The following is a 14,365-nucleotide window of genomic DNA, read 5'->3' as shown; positions in this document are numbered from 1 at the left end:
AGATAAAAGATAAAAGATAAAAGATAAAAGATAAAAGATAAAAGATAAAAGATAAAAGATAAAAGATATTGTTGTTAAACAACTATTATACATCTGGATATCAATAGGGTGGGCTTTAGCCCGCCTAGTGTAATAATCTAATCGTCCATTGTCTTGAGGCAAAACTTAAATTATTAATCATGTTCTATATTTGCAATACATTATAAAAACGAAAAAACCTCCAGTACAACTGAAGGTTTTAAATTTTTTAATTAGAGAATTCTATCAATTCTTCTTTTTTGGCATTGTAGATTTTGTATTCTAAATATTTAAAAGAATCCCTTGGAACAATGGTTACCCACTTTTTGTATTTGATAAACCATTTCATCTGGATACTTTTAATGCCTTTTGTAAGGTAGGCTTCCACAAATGGGTGTACATGCAGGTAGATTTTTCCTTTTTCTTTCTGCAGGATATTTCTTAAGGTTTCACCCATTCTTTCCACGATAACAATAGGAGCTACAATTTCTCCGTCTTTGTTCGGGTTTTCTTCTTTGGTGTCGATCTGTTTTTCCGGACGGTTTCTTTGTCTGGTAATCTGGATCAGACCAAATTTACTTGGAGGAAGGATTTTGTGGCGTGCTTTGTCGCGCTTCATTTCCTCTTTAAGATGCTCGTAAAGATCTCTTCTGTGATCAGAATTCGGCATATCTATGAAATCGATAACGATGATACCTCCCATATCGCGGAGGCGAAGTTGTCTTGCGATTTCTGTAGCAGCCATTTTGTTCACTTTCAGTGCATGCTCTTTGTTGACAGCAGTTCCGGTAGTAATATTGTTTCCGGAGTTGACGTCTACTACGTGAAGTGCTTCTGTGTGTTCAATAACAAGATAAGCTCCTTTGGAACTCGGAATGTTGACGTGTTTTCCGAAGCTCTGTTTAAGCTGTTTTTCAACATTGTAATATTCCAGAAGTGGAATATGAGAATCATAAAACTGGACAATGTTTTTCTTTTCAGGGGCAATTACTTCAATGTAATTTTTCATTTCGTTGACCATTTGCTCATCGTCGCAGATAATATTCACGAAATCCTGATTAAAATTGTCTCTTAGAATAGCTGAAGCTTTGTCTTCTTCGCTTAAAACTTTAGACGGAACTTTATTTCTCTGGATGTTTTTGAAAGTGCTTTCCCACTTCTGAACCAGCTGGTTCATGTCATTATGCAGGTCTGCTACTTTTTTTCCTTCTGCTACCGTTCTGATGATTACTCCGAATCCTTCAGGCTTAATGCTGTCGATAAGGGTTCTCAGTCTTTCTTTTTCCTCAGAACTTCTGATCTTTTTGGAAATAGAAACTTTATTGTCAAAAGGAATTAAAACCAGGAAACGCCCTGTTAATGAAATCTGGGTAGAAATTCTTGGACCTTTGGTAGAAATAGGTTCTTTGGTAATTTGTAACAGAACAAGATCGTCCTTGGCAATTACTTTGTCTACCGTTCCGTTTTTGTCTATTTCGGGTTGTATCTCGAAATTTTTTAAGCTCGAAGTGCTTTGTTTTTTGGAAATAGTATCTTTTAAAAACTTTCTGTACGTAAGATACTGAGGTCCCAGATCCTGGTAATGCAGAAATGCATCTTTGTCATATCCGATATTGACGAATGCTGCATTCAGATTGGGTGCCAGTTTTTTTACTTTTCCTATAAACAGATCTCCAACTATAAAATCGCTTTTGTCTTCTTGCTCATGAAGTTCACATAGTCTTCCGTCTTCCAGCAGCGCAATCTTTGTAAGATCATCTTCATGCGAAACTATTAGTTCTTTCTTCATTTTTTAATAAGATAAAATTGTTAAGATTATAGGAAGTGGATGTTTTTTATCGATTAATTCATCTATTAAATATAAGGATTTTGAATGAAAATCATTATATGTTTATTAAAATAATATTTGAAACCCTCCGTTTTCCGCGGAATCTTATAGTTGCAAACAAAAATATAGTTAGTGAACTTTAAAAATTTAAATCCACCAACTATATTATTATATTGTAAATCTCGAGAAAAAGAGATTATTTTTTCTTATGTCTGTTTGCTCTTCTTCTTTTCTTTCTTTTGTGAGTCGCAACCTTGTGTCTTTTTCTTTTCTTTCCGCTTGGCATAATTTTAATTTTTTAGTAACTAGTTAATATTCAGTTAATGTTCTTATTTTACTGCAACTTTAGTTTTTACTTTCTCAACAAAAGATTTTGAAGGTTTGAAAGCAGGAATGTTATGAGCAGGAATCTCAATTGCAGTGTTTTTAGAAATATTTCTTCCTGTTTTAGCAGCTCTTGTTTTAATGATAAAAGATCCAAAACCTCTTAGATAAACGTTATCCCCATTATACATAGAAGTTCTGATCTCCTGCATAAAAGCTTCTACAACTTTCTGTGTTTCATTCTTTTCTGTTCCCAACTTATTTGAGATGGTGTTTACCAATTCTGCCTTTGTCATTTCCTTATTTTAATTTTAAATTTTAGGTGTGCAAATTTAGTTAAAAAAATTGAATACTAGCAAATTAGTGGCAAAATATTTTTATTCAAAGAGTTGGACTTTTTGTGTATACACTATATTAAGGTGTGGTGAAGATTATTTAACAATAAAATAATACAGCCGGATAAAGGTACAGAAATTTGGTGAACAAAATTTAATAAATGCTGGTTATAGCAGGCTTTACAGTACTTTTTAATATTGATTATAATATTTTGAAATCCTCTTCTCTGTCCTCATACATCACGAGGAATTGATTTTTTTAGTGAAATCAAAATTTTTTATAAACTGGAATTATAATATCCGTTTTCTACACAGAAACGTATCAGATGAAGTTTGGTCTTTAAGCCCAGCTTTTCTGTTAGCCTGTTGATATAAGTGTCTATAGTCCTGGTACTCAGATTCAGTTTTTCTGCAATTTCTTTATTACTGAATCCTTCATAACAGAATCTCATAAGCTGTATTTCCGCCGGTGACAGCTCTTCCTGTCCTTTTTTCTGCCTGTCCATGTATTCCTGTACAGCAAGAGGTTGCTGTTCCCATTCTTTGGAATAAGCCTGATAGTCGAAGTCGTCAGACACAATACTTCCTTTAATAATATCCTTTATAATGGTGCTTTTTTTCTGACAGTAATAAATATTGGGAATCTTCGAAAGGATTTCCGCCATATCTTCCTGATAAGTGCCGGAATACGTAATAATAGGGGTTTCAGTATTGTTTTTTCTGATATACTTAATAGCTTCAATTCCACTTAATACCGGCATGAAGAGTTCAATAATGAACACATCTTCCTGTCTTCTGTAGATTCTGTTTACCAGTTCATGCCCATTGTTACAATCATTCAGAAGCATATAGAAAGGATTTTCCATAAGAGTTTTGATCATTATTTTTTTAAAATAAAAATCACTGTCTGCAATGGAAAAACGTACGGTATTAGATAATATTTTACTCATTCTTAATATCGATTTGGCGAATGATATTTAAAATTCAGAGGTCTAATTTATGAAAAACTTATCAAAGTGAAAATTAATATTAATTTAATCAGGGTTTTCACGAAACAGGGTTGGGGAAATTACGTATTGTGCATAAAATTTTTTTTTTATATTTTCACAGGCCAAACAAATCGCAAATTATGTCTTCTAACAGGGAAAAAAAATTAAACAAATCTGACGTCAGAACGGGCATTTGGAAGTTTATTCTGTCATTTGTTGTTTTGTCGGTTGTATCTTTTACGTGCTTATTTCTCTTCTTTAAGAGTTATGACATACAGCGCGAAGGGATTAGCCGTGAAGCTGAAGCTTATAAAGAACTGATGCTTCGAAGTGACGTGCTTAAAGATCACATTGATGATATTTACGACAAAATGAACCAGCTTAGCATTAATAAGGTGGAGAATGAAGTGTTTCTCAGAACCAGTATTATGGATAATGTGAGAGATGCTAAAAACATTATGGGTAAAGACAGTGTGCAGAGCTTTAAACATTATGCTTTATTGATGAAGCAAATTGTACCGATGATGACTTTAAAAGCCAAGATCATTGAAGTGGAGTATCAGAAGAAAACAGTTTTAAGAGATCTTGATGAATGCATGGGGAAGATCAAAGTAACCAATAATGAACTGAGAAAAGACCCTACAAGAAATTTCACAGGAAGTAAAAGAAGAAGATAAAAAGAAAAGATATGCAAGGACAAATCACATTATCTAAGAAAGAAAGGCATTATCAGTTTTTTTATTTAATACTGATGCTGGTAACTGCAATGTTATTTTTGGGAGTGATCTTTTTAAAAGGATTTGTATCTCCTTTTTCTGATGAAGATGTAAGAGGAATTCAGAATCTTGAGCAGAAAGCCGAATTTGAACAACACCAGAAAGTTGTTCTTCCTATCATGGACAGTACGTATACCATGATTACCAAACTTACGGACGACGGGCCACAGCCTTTCATCGAAAACAATATCCAGCTGGGTGTTAACGACCTTAACAGCTATTTCAATAGTACTGACGTTGTGGATATCCGCAAAGATGCCTATCCACAGATCGCAAAATTTTATAAAATGTATTTTGATGACAAAAAAGTCATTTCAACCACCTCTGAAGACATTAAAATTTTCCAGAAACAGGTAGATGAATGCAGAATCGGATTTAAAGATAAGCAGAATAAGCTCTATCAGCGCGAGCAGGATCTGAAAGCAAGAATGCAGTAAGCAATAAATACTAGGAACTTTAAATAAAACACATCACAATTACTAACTATGAATTATTTTCAAAAGAACAAGAAAAACATTATTATCGGTGTTATTGCAACTTTGCTGATCGCAGCATTGGTTGCTCTGTGGCTGCAGAAAAAGGTAATACACTCAGCCGATGATATTGTTGGGGTGGTTTATCCGTCTTCATTGGCGGTAGGAGACACACTTTTATTCGAAGATAAAACCCAGTTTGCGAAAACCAAAAGATGGAATTTCGGAGATGGAACAACTTCAGATAAAAACAGTGGTATTCACTTCTATAATAAACCAGGGTACTATCAGGTAAGCTTGATCGTTGACAACAAGTACACGAAATCTTTCCCTGTAATGGTAGGCGCAAGAAGCGTTCAGAAACCTAAAGATACTGCAACGACAAAAACGACTATCGAAGCCGTGAGTCAGGCGATGCAAAATGAAAATGTGACTTTCCGCGCTGTTTCTGATGCAAAACAGTTTGCATGGAAATTCGGTGAGTCTGGAAATACAGATGCGAAGGATAAATTTACCATCTATTCCTATAAAAAACCTGGAGAGTATCTGGTGACTCTTTACACAGAACAAAGCCAGGATCCTATCTATCACCGTATCAAAATTCTTCCGGCTTATGATGCTCTTGCAGAAGATGAAGTTTCAGTAGAAGACTCTTATGCCAAAGTAGACAATGATTTTAAATATCACCTGCAGCAGATTGCCAACGGAAACAGTTTCAATATGCATTACAATTACCTGCTGAAAACTTATCTGTGTAACAATGAAAATACAGTGGTAAAAGTAAATGACAGCAAAGTGAATAACTTCTACATGTATTGTGCAGGCCTTCAGTTTGATAAAAATACGGTAATCCAGACGGTAAAAGTAAACCTGGATGATACGCAGAACTGTGTAACTAAAGTAGATATTAATCAAAGCAAATAATTTCGTCCGGTCTTACGGATGTGCCAATCATAAAAAGATTAAATAGGATGAAAAATAAATTTCCTCTAGCAGCATATTATATAGGGTTATCAGTATTATTGACGAGTTGCCAGGTAAAACTGCCGTCAAAGAAAACCCCGGAGCCTTCACAATATGGGCAGGTGGATGCTTCACCTGTCGTTAACGGATATCCAAAAAAGTCAGTGCCATGGATTGTTATTTCAGACAGATCCAGAAATACAGCTTATTTGGATAAAGATGATGAGAAGTCTTACAAAGAAGTGAAATTCCTTGAACCTTTAATGGTTTTAAAACATAGAGACGGAATGGTAAAAGTAGCGGAATATGTTCCGGATGCTTTAATGAAAAAAGTTTCCCCAAAATCAGTCAAAACATACGGCTGGATTCAGGAATCTGACCTCCTTCTTTGGAATAATGCCTTAAAAAGCGAAAAAACAGGTTATCCTGTAAGAGTCGCAGTAGTCCCTAATAACAGCGAAGTCATCAGAAATGCTGAAAGATACTACAAAAACGACTCTATTATGGTGTTCAACTCACCAAGCCTTATTGAAACAGCCAACGTGAAAATTCCTAACGGACAAATTGTTTACGTATACAAGATGGCTGAAAATAACAAACGTTTCCTGGTAGGTAAAAAACCATCTGTTGATATGGACAGTATCAACAAAGGACTTTACGGATGGGTAAGCTCAAATGTAATTTCCAGCTGGGGAGAACGTTCTGCAATCAAACTAAAAAATACAACAGGAATTAATGATACAACACTGGGAATTCATGAAGGGCATCCAGGTGGATCAGCTTCTGATGCTGACAACAAAACCGCAGTTCTTCTTACTGATGTAAACAAGAGAACTCCTCTTGAAAATATCTTCCCGGTAAATCTCCCTTTAGAAGAAACACCAACTCCTGATTCAAAGACAAAATATTTCACCAATATTTTAGATTACAGCAAAAACTTTGTATCCAATGTATTGGGAGAACCCATCTATTTTGACCGTTACAGAGAAATCACGGAAAGAGATAAAAATATCAATATTGTTTTCGCGCTAGATGTAAGTGCAGCCAATGCACCTTATGCACCTATTGTAAAATCATTATTACAGGACCTGCAGCTTAGATTTGAAAAACCATCTTATTTTAGTAATGTTAAATATGGAGTGGTTTTATATAAAAATAATCCTTGTGGGGAGAATATTTCTGTATCCAATTTAAGTACAGATTACAGCAAGATTTCTTCGTTTATCGATCAGAAAACAAATGAAATGAACTGCGCAAGCAACAATGGTTATCAGCCGGTAGGAGAAGCTCTTACTGCAGCTGGAAATCTTCTTTCAAATGTTCCTGATGAAACCAATATTGTAGTGACTGTAGGTACTTCTGCTAACCAGAGCGGAAATATGTACAGTGTAATCAGCTCATTGACGCAGGCTCAGGCAAGGTTAATCATGTTCCAGACCAGTGCAAGATCATCTGATACTTATAATGATTTTGTATTGATGGCAGAAAATGTGGTAACCAATACAGCTAAAAATATTGCTGAACTTAAAAAGCAGAAGATCATCAACCAATATGATGTACTTACCAAAAACAATTTCAACCTTGTGGAAGGTGATGAAGGATTTTTCTCTTTAGCTTATCCTAAGCAGAGTATGTCTCAGGGATTCGTTATTTTCCCTAAAAAAGGAGATATTACCACTCCGGGATTCCTGAAAAAATCTGTTGACAGCCTTATTGCGCAGGTTACTTTAGACAATCAGACTGTTGATAAATCTCTGAATGAATATTTTCATTCATCGGTAGGCGCAGGAAGAACAGATGTAGATCTGAAATATAAATATCTGTATCCAGGACTTACCAATCCTGTTTCTGCCGGAATTGCGGCACAGCTGATCAACTACGGAAGTCCATTCCTTGTGAAAGGATATATTCCAAAAGATCTGAAAGATTATACTCCGGCAATAGAAAAGGGAATCCTTATTTCTGAATCCGAATATGATAACTTAAAAGCATTCTATACTGAAGTTTACAGAAACACTCAGGCGGACCGTGCAGACTTTAATCAGGCAAGAGCGGTGAAAGAATATGTAAAGCTGTTGAAGAAATATAATCCTACAATAAAATTCTTAGATAAAGGAGCACTTTATGAGCTGCCAATGTCTTACGCTATCGGAATGAGTACAGGATTTGATCTTTCTGAAGAAGAACTGATGGCTAAATATAAGCTGAAAGGTTGGAAAAAATCAAAAGTTGTTCCTAGTGAAACGGTAAAGAATTATTTCCAGCATTATAAAAACTTAGCGGACAGAATGCTTGCCAACAGAAACAATCCGGCTGTAAAAATTCAGCAGAACGGACAGACTTTCTACTGGCTTAATGAGTACTTTACTCCATCAAGAATTCCAACAGAACAACCGGAATACACAAAACATTAAAAAATTCATTTTATGATATTAAAAGCAGGAGTATATACTTCTGCTTTTTTTGTCGCATAAAGACAGATTGACCAAAAAATTGATTTACATAAACCTGAAACCTCGGACTTTAAACCTTAAACTTTGAATCTTAAACCTCATTATTTCTCCTTCATGTGTAAAATTATTTTTTATCTAAAAATGGAGAGATAATTTAAAACACTGTATTAATGGATGTTATCGTGTGGTGTGTAAATCCATTGTCGTAGAATTACGACATTAAATCGTAGAACTACTACAAAATCTCAGATTTATAGAGAAAAGTTTTTTTTAGCGGAAAAGAGCCTCTATATTTGCTAACACAATCACCACATCACAAAATATTACTAACGATTAAATTTACTAATCATGGCAGAAAGAAATTCAAGAGGAATCTTAAAATTCAATAATGGAGAAGGGCAGAAGCTGTTAAAAATGAATTACAGCGTTTCCAGATCTACAGATGTTTCAGGACGTGTAGCATCAGATCCTTCCAACGCATTAATCAAGGTTACAGTAGAAGCTACTGAAAAATCAGATATCCTTGAAAGCTTGCTGAACGGTAAATATAAGCCGACTGTAGGAGAGATTACTTTTAACAAATCTCACGAAGAAGGAACATTGATTACACTGAAATGGCAGAATGGATATGTAATCCAGCATCAGGTAGATTTCGATGCTATCGACAGCAACAGTATGCTGATCAGCTTCGTAATCAGTGCTGAAACAATAGATTATGGTACTTCTCAATATGCTGGGCTATGGCCATCCAGCTAAATACTGACACACATTATCAACATTCATAAGAAGAAAGACTGTCCCTATTTAAGACGGTCTTTTTTTGCCTGAATAAAAAAACTATACCTGAGAATTTTATTTTATAACATATTTATATAGTGTCTGTTACATAAATTTTGTTATCTTTAATACCAAACACAAACACAAAGCATATGAAAACCGAATCAAAGACCAAAGGATCTTCTTTCCGCCCATCTCAGAATGCAGACGGGATATCCGCGAATCATCACGCAGGGATCAACCGGCTGGTTAAATTATCACTGGTTGTAGAAGGTAAAATTATTAAGTACTATAAACATTTCACTCTTAAACAAAAAGCGGGTCACCACCACGAATTCAATCTTATTCTTGCTCACGATGCTTTGGGAGACAGGCAGAGCCATACCCTTGAAGAAGCCAACAAATTTCTGGGAAAACGTCTTACAGCTGTTATTTCCTACAAAGATATTGAGGAGAGTCCGGAAAGGAATTTTGTCGGGGTTATTACCAAAGTAGGATTCAGTCAGGAAAAAATGAGTCTGGGAAATATTGTACTTTCCGGATACAGCCCAACGATCCTGCTGGACGGTGCTCCGCATATTCAGAGCTTTGGCGGCAGCCAGCCTGTTAATATGGGAATCATAGCCAAAGAAGTAATACAACAGGGAATAGATAAAGAACGGTTTGATATAAGAGTCGAGACCAATGATTATTCCCAGATCATTTATAGCAGCCAGTATAACGAAACCCATTATAATTATCTGTCGAGAATGGCAGAAGCTTATGGAGAACAATTTTATTATGATGGTGAAGTATTGCATTTTGGAAAGCTCCCTCCGCAGAATAAACCTATAAAACTTTTATACGGAAGCAATGCAGATAATATTAAAGTAGAGCTTAAAGCGGTTCATACAAAACCTCAGTATTATGGCTATAACAGCAGTAAAAATGAAAAACTGACCTCAGGGGAAACTCCGGTTGATCATTTAGGTGATTTGGCCCGCACAGCATATACTCATAACGATAAAATCTATAAAACTCCGGCACTGCAGGTTGCGCCTATCAAAGCAACAACGCATCTGGATGTGGAGCATTCTCAAAGAAGCGCGTCAGGAAGTGAAGCGGTTAATGTATTTTCGGTTTCCGGATCTACAACCGTTCCTTTTTTGCATCCCGGATGTATTGCTGATATTCATATGAGAAAACCGGACAGCAGTGAAACATCTTATTTTACGAAGGTTATGGTGACAGAAGCCGTTCATGAAATTGATACGATCGGACATTATGCGGGAACTTTCGAATCCATTGCCGCAGACACGGGTTTTCTGCCCAAACCGGAATTTACGGTACCGGCTGCACAGCCACAAATTGCAACGGTAATTTCCAATACCGATCCGGAAGGTCAGGGAAGAGTTCAGGTAAGATTCGACTGGCAGATGAATGATAACACTCACTTTGTAAGAGTAATGAGCCCCGATGCAGGAGGAACCGATCAGATCACTCAAAATCGTGGTTATGTAGCTATTCCCGAGGTAGGCGATCAGGTGATGGTTAATTTCGTACATAGTCATCCTGACAGACCATTTGTGATGGGAGGAATGTTTCATGGCGGAATAGGCCTTGGTGGAGGTGCAGACAATCGTGTAAAATCTATGCAAACGCGAAGCGGCCATAGAATCGTTTTTACAGAAGACGAAAGCATTATTATTACAGATAAAAGCGGAAATGAAATCCATCTGGATACAACAGGAAGTAATATTAATATCACGGCACCGGAAACCATGACCCTGAACTGTAAGAATATGAATATTAATGTAGGAGAGAATATGACGACGACGGTGGGAAATAACCAAAGTACAAACGTTGGAAATAATATTACAATATCTGCTGGTAATGATATTATAGAAACTGCTACGGGTAATAGAATGGAAATATCTGATAACCGGACAGAGATGGTGGATAATGATTATACAAGACAGTCTTCAACGTCTGATATTTTTGCAAAAAAAATGACTGCTATAAGTTCAGAAGATGATATTCTTATACAAAGTGCTAAGACTGTACATATGAATAGTGGTGAAAAAGGGACTAATCATTAAAAATTAACGTCTATGGCAATTATAAGAAAAGCTTCGAATATTAAAATTATTACTCAAAATAAGGACGCTGTTTTAGCTGGGAGAATTCACATGAGTACCAGTAAAAAAATGATATTCGATGCAATCGAAGATAATCTGGAGTTCAATAGCGCAAAAAAAATAAAAGCAGATGGCAGGGGTTAGTTATAATACTTGGTTTAAAGTCACGAGAGAAATATTTCCTACCTCTGTAAATTTTGAATGTACAAGAATAGTAGAGTATAACATTAGCTTGAATGAAACAAGAGAAATTAGATTTAAGGTAGGTGGGAAAAATGATGATAAGAAGCGTGATCTGAAATTTGAACTTAATAATTCAAATATATCATTATCTACTTCTTATTGGAGTGTTGAAAATGAATGGGTAATAAAGACAAAAGTGACGGGCAAAAAGCTTGGTGAAACTCTTATTACGGTAAAAGTGGAAGGAAAGACGTTAAATACGATTAAAATAAAATGTGTTGATTATAAAGACGTATTTTCTGAAAAAGATGTGGAAAGATTAGTTGAGGAAAATAAGATTTCTATTTCTCGACATACAGCATGTATAATCGCTGCTGACAAACAATTAGGGAAGTTATTATTGGACAATAAAAACTTTATAACTGAAACTTCAAATAATAAAGCAAATGTTTATAATGCTTATACAAGAATAGATCAAATTAAAGATTATGGTTTTGTTAAGAATTTTCAAATTTTTGAACAAAGTACTTTTAAGGGTGGAGGTAATTACCAACCAAAGGAATATAATACTGGAAAACAAAATGTAATATCAAATTATTTGAAAAATGCAATTGGTAGTAAAATTGGTTATCACGTATTTTATTTTACAATTTTAAATGGTTATCATGTATTGCTGCTTGTTGTAAATGCTTCAAATCCATGTGATATGAAATTTAAAATATATGATCAATTAAGAGATAGAGGAGATTATCAAAATTTTTCTTTGATAGATGATAAGTTGTTAGAGATGAATGTTAATAATTGGTCTGGAGCAGCAAGTTTAACCAGAGATAAAACAGCATCAACAAAATTTGGAATATGGAAAATACAAAAAAAATAGGATATAGTATTTTGTTTTTATTAATTATGCTTTCATGTGATGGACAAAAACAGATCAATTATTATGATACACAATTAAAGGAAATTAATAACAGTAATAATATTAGAAAACTAAAATTAAATCTATATATGTATAATGGTAAAGTGAATATTTCATCAGATTATACTATACAATATGCGGGAACTAATGAAAAGATAATGACAAAAAATAAAGGATTAATTTTACAGGATTCTATCTTTTCTTTAAAAACAAATTCTTTATGGAGTACTGATGCTATTATAAAAACAGCAAGTTATCAGGAAGTGGAAAAGAATATTTTATACAAGGATGTAAATAATATTTATTATAACTCTACTTCGAGAAATAATAATTCTCCATATATAATATTAGATTTAGTGTCTCCAGAAGTCAAATTATTAAGTGGTAATTATATTAGAGATAAAAAGAATATTTATAGCTATGGAGGGATAAATTGTCAGAAATTGGAGGGTGTCCAAATAAATTCATTTAAAACCGAAAAATATATGAATTCAATTAATGGTAAAAGTATTTATTTGGGATTCGATGGTGAAAGTATCTTCCATAATGAAGTCAAATTATCTATTGATGATGTAAAAAATTTGCCTATTCATGAAAAAATAAAAGACTCTCTCCAAAAAGAATATTTTTCTGATAGGTAAGAAGAGTTATTATATAATAATGAAATCTTAAAATATTAATACATGTAAACTGTTTGTTAATTCTATCCTTCAGGGTTAGATATTTTAAAAAAAATCACACAAAGAAATTACTTAGGATAAGGGCTTAGAAACAAGCAAGTTGGACTTTTACTAATACTTTTATGAACAGATTACTAGAGCATTTAGTTTAGTAATAAGTTTTGATGAAAAAAGAACAGCTGGTATGGTAAGGTATTTAAAAGCTAACAATATGAATTGCTATAAAAATGGAAAACTTATTAAATCAACACATCAAGGGATTTTCAACAACCATCGTTAAGGTTTTCTTACAATTATTATTAATAACTACTGTAGCTTGTACAAAAATGAATGAACAAACATTTAAAGTATTTGGAAAAGAAGATATATTGAAGAATACTAAAATTAATATCATAAAGATAGATGATAGAGGAGCAAAAACTGAAAATACATTATTGTTTTTAGGAAAAGAATATGACATAAATGCAGAAACGGAAGCAGGTGCTACCTATGAACTTTATGTTTCTTATAAAGATTCATTAGTTAATATATTGAAATTTGAAAATGTAATGAGAAATGCAAATGATCATATTAATCATATTTATTTGAATGAAGAAAATAATAGCATAAACGTTATTTATATCGGAAGAGAATCAGATGTGGTTAAGCATCATGGGTTTATGAAAACATTGATGCCAAAAAACGATTTTTATAAAGCTAATAATATTTCAGATGATAAAACGATAGAAAAGTATAACCAGCTTTTTTTGATGAAGTTAAGTAGCTCTTAAATTATGAAATTAAAAGTTTTTTTTTACTGTTATACCTTTATTTTTCCCAATGTAAAAAAACAATAACCTATAAAAAATATTGTGAATAAAATAATAATATTAGTTGGGTTGGGTCTTTTTACTCAATTTCAATCTCAGGAATTACAAAAGACAATGATCCCTAAAATTAGTAACAGATTTGAAAAGTTTGATAAAGACAAATTTAGTAAATCAGCAAAAAAAGAAACTGATGTTGTAAGAGAGTTTCTGCCCAATGGAAACTATATTGAAATGAGTATGGCAAACTCTGGTAAATATTATACTGAATCATATAAAGGTTCTTATTTTATGCTGTCTAAATCATATTATCCAAATGGAAATATAAAATATAAGGGAATTATGTTTAATGTACCTTGGGGAGCTCCTTTTCAAAAAGGAATTTGGTATAGTTTTGATGAAAATGGAAAGCTGATTAAAGAGATTGATTGTGATAAGCCTTACAAATATACATTTGAAGATATTTTAAAATTCTGTGAAAAAGAAGTTATTCCCATTACAAAAGGTCCGGTATTAAAAAGTACAGGTTTTCATACTATAATTTCAAGAAGAATAGAAAATGAAAAACCTATTTGGGAAATAGAATGGTTAAAGAAGTCGAATCGTGTTGAAAATATAATTTTGGATAGTATTTCCGGTAAAGTAATTTCAAGAAGAGAGTCAGAATTTATAAACAATTGATTTTTTTAGTTATGAACTAACAGTGGGAATTACATTTTGAATG

At 33.6% G+C, this 14,365-nt stretch carries 14 protein-coding genes; 11 read left to right on the top strand and 3 right to left on the bottom strand.

What is annotated here, in order from left to right; all coding sequences use genetic code 11:
• Positions 1–247: 247 nt before the first annotated feature.
• The 3 genes from A1704_RS17395 to A1704_RS17385 all read right to left on the bottom strand — a co-directional run bounded on the left by A1704_RS17395 (position 248) and on the right by A1704_RS17385 (position 3,455).
• Complete coding sequence (locus A1704_RS17395; RefSeq protein WP_062675344.1) at positions 248–1,807, bottom strand: Rne/Rng family ribonuclease; 1,560 nt, start codon at positions 1,805–1,807, stop codon at positions 248–250.
• 368 nt (positions 1,808–2,175) lie between these two features.
• Positions 2,176–2,466 carry an HU family DNA-binding protein gene (locus tag A1704_RS17390; protein ID WP_002984212.1) on the bottom strand — a complete coding sequence of 97 codons (291 nt, stop codon included), beginning with the start codon at positions 2,464–2,466 and terminating at the stop codon, positions 2,176–2,178.
• 317 nt (positions 2,467–2,783) lie between these two features.
• Entirely contained in the window at positions 2,784–3,455 is a 672-nt protein-coding gene (locus A1704_RS17385; RefSeq protein WP_062675343.1) for a response regulator transcription factor, read from the bottom strand.
• A 179-nt stretch (positions 3,456–3,634) separates the two neighbouring features.
• Between A1704_RS17385 and tssO the strand changes: the two genes are divergently transcribed.
• The 11 genes from tssO (at position 3,635) to A1704_RS17335 (ending at position 14,322) form a co-directional block, all read left to right on the top strand.
• Entirely contained in the window at positions 3,635–4,171 is a 537-nt protein-coding gene (tssO, locus tag A1704_RS17380; protein ID WP_062675342.1) for a type VI secretion system TssO, read from the top strand.
• Between the two features lie 11 nt (positions 4,172–4,182).
• Positions 4,183–4,707 carry a type VI secretion system transmembrane protein TssO gene (locus tag A1704_RS17375; RefSeq protein WP_034697149.1) on the top strand — a complete coding sequence of 175 codons (525 nt, stop codon included), beginning with the start codon at positions 4,183–4,185 and terminating at the stop codon, positions 4,705–4,707.
• A 48-nt stretch (positions 4,708–4,755) separates the two neighbouring features.
• Positions 4,756–5,667, top strand: coding sequence for a PKD domain-containing protein (locus tag A1704_RS17370; RefSeq protein WP_062675341.1), 912 nt, complete (start codon positions 4,756–4,758; stop codon positions 5,665–5,667).
• 47 nt (positions 5,668–5,714) lie between these two features.
• Entirely contained in the window at positions 5,715–8,120 is a 2,406-nt protein-coding gene (tssR, locus tag A1704_RS17365; RefSeq protein ID WP_062675340.1) for a type VI secretion system protein TssR domain-containing protein, read from the top strand.
• 387 nt (positions 8,121–8,507) lie between these two features.
• A complete protein-coding gene (gene tssD / locus A1704_RS17360) occupies positions 8,508–8,915 on the top strand; it encodes a type VI secretion system tube protein TssD (protein WP_062675339.1) in 408 nt (135 codons plus the stop codon).
• Between the two features lie 173 nt (positions 8,916–9,088).
• A complete protein-coding gene (locus tag A1704_RS17355; protein ID WP_062675338.1) occupies positions 9,089–11,014 on the top strand; it encodes a type VI secretion system Vgr family protein in 1,926 nt (641 codons plus the stop codon).
• A gap of 12 nt (positions 11,015–11,026) precedes the next feature.
• The gene (locus A1704_RS24530) at positions 11,027–11,197 is read left to right on the top strand and encodes a hypothetical protein (RefSeq protein WP_157885782.1); all 171 of its coding nucleotides are present in this window, start codon (positions 11,027–11,029) and stop codon (positions 11,195–11,197) included.
• Positions 11,184–12,116, top strand: coding sequence for a hypothetical protein (locus A1704_RS17350; protein WP_062675337.1), 933 nt, complete (start codon positions 11,184–11,186; stop codon positions 12,114–12,116). Before A1704_RS24530 ends, A1704_RS17350 begins: the two co-directional genes overlap by 14 nt.
• Positions 12,095–12,796 carry a DKNYY domain-containing protein gene (locus A1704_RS17345; protein ID WP_062675336.1) on the top strand — a complete coding sequence of 234 codons (702 nt, stop codon included), beginning with the start codon at positions 12,095–12,097 and terminating at the stop codon, positions 12,794–12,796. Before A1704_RS17350 ends, A1704_RS17345 begins: the two co-directional genes overlap by 22 nt.
• A 266-nt stretch (positions 12,797–13,062) precedes the next feature.
• Positions 13,063–13,605 (top strand): hypothetical protein, encoded by a 543-nt coding sequence (locus tag A1704_RS17340; RefSeq protein ID WP_062675335.1) that lies wholly within the window; start codon positions 13,063–13,065, stop codon positions 13,603–13,605.
• Positions 13,606–13,686: 81 nt separating this feature from the next.
• Positions 13,687–14,322, top strand: coding sequence for a PepSY domain-containing protein (locus A1704_RS17335; RefSeq protein ID WP_131797533.1), 636 nt, complete (start codon positions 13,687–13,689; stop codon positions 14,320–14,322).
• Positions 14,323–14,365: the final 43 nt, after the last annotated feature.

The sequence above is a fragment of the Chryseobacterium cucumeris genome, assembly GCF_001593385.1.
GTDB classification, from domain to species: Bacteria; Bacteroidota; Bacteroidia; order Flavobacteriales; family Weeksellaceae; genus Chryseobacterium; species Chryseobacterium cucumeris.
The sequence above is the reverse complement of the archived record's forward strand: the minus strand, read 5'-3'. Positions and strand labels throughout refer to the sequence as shown.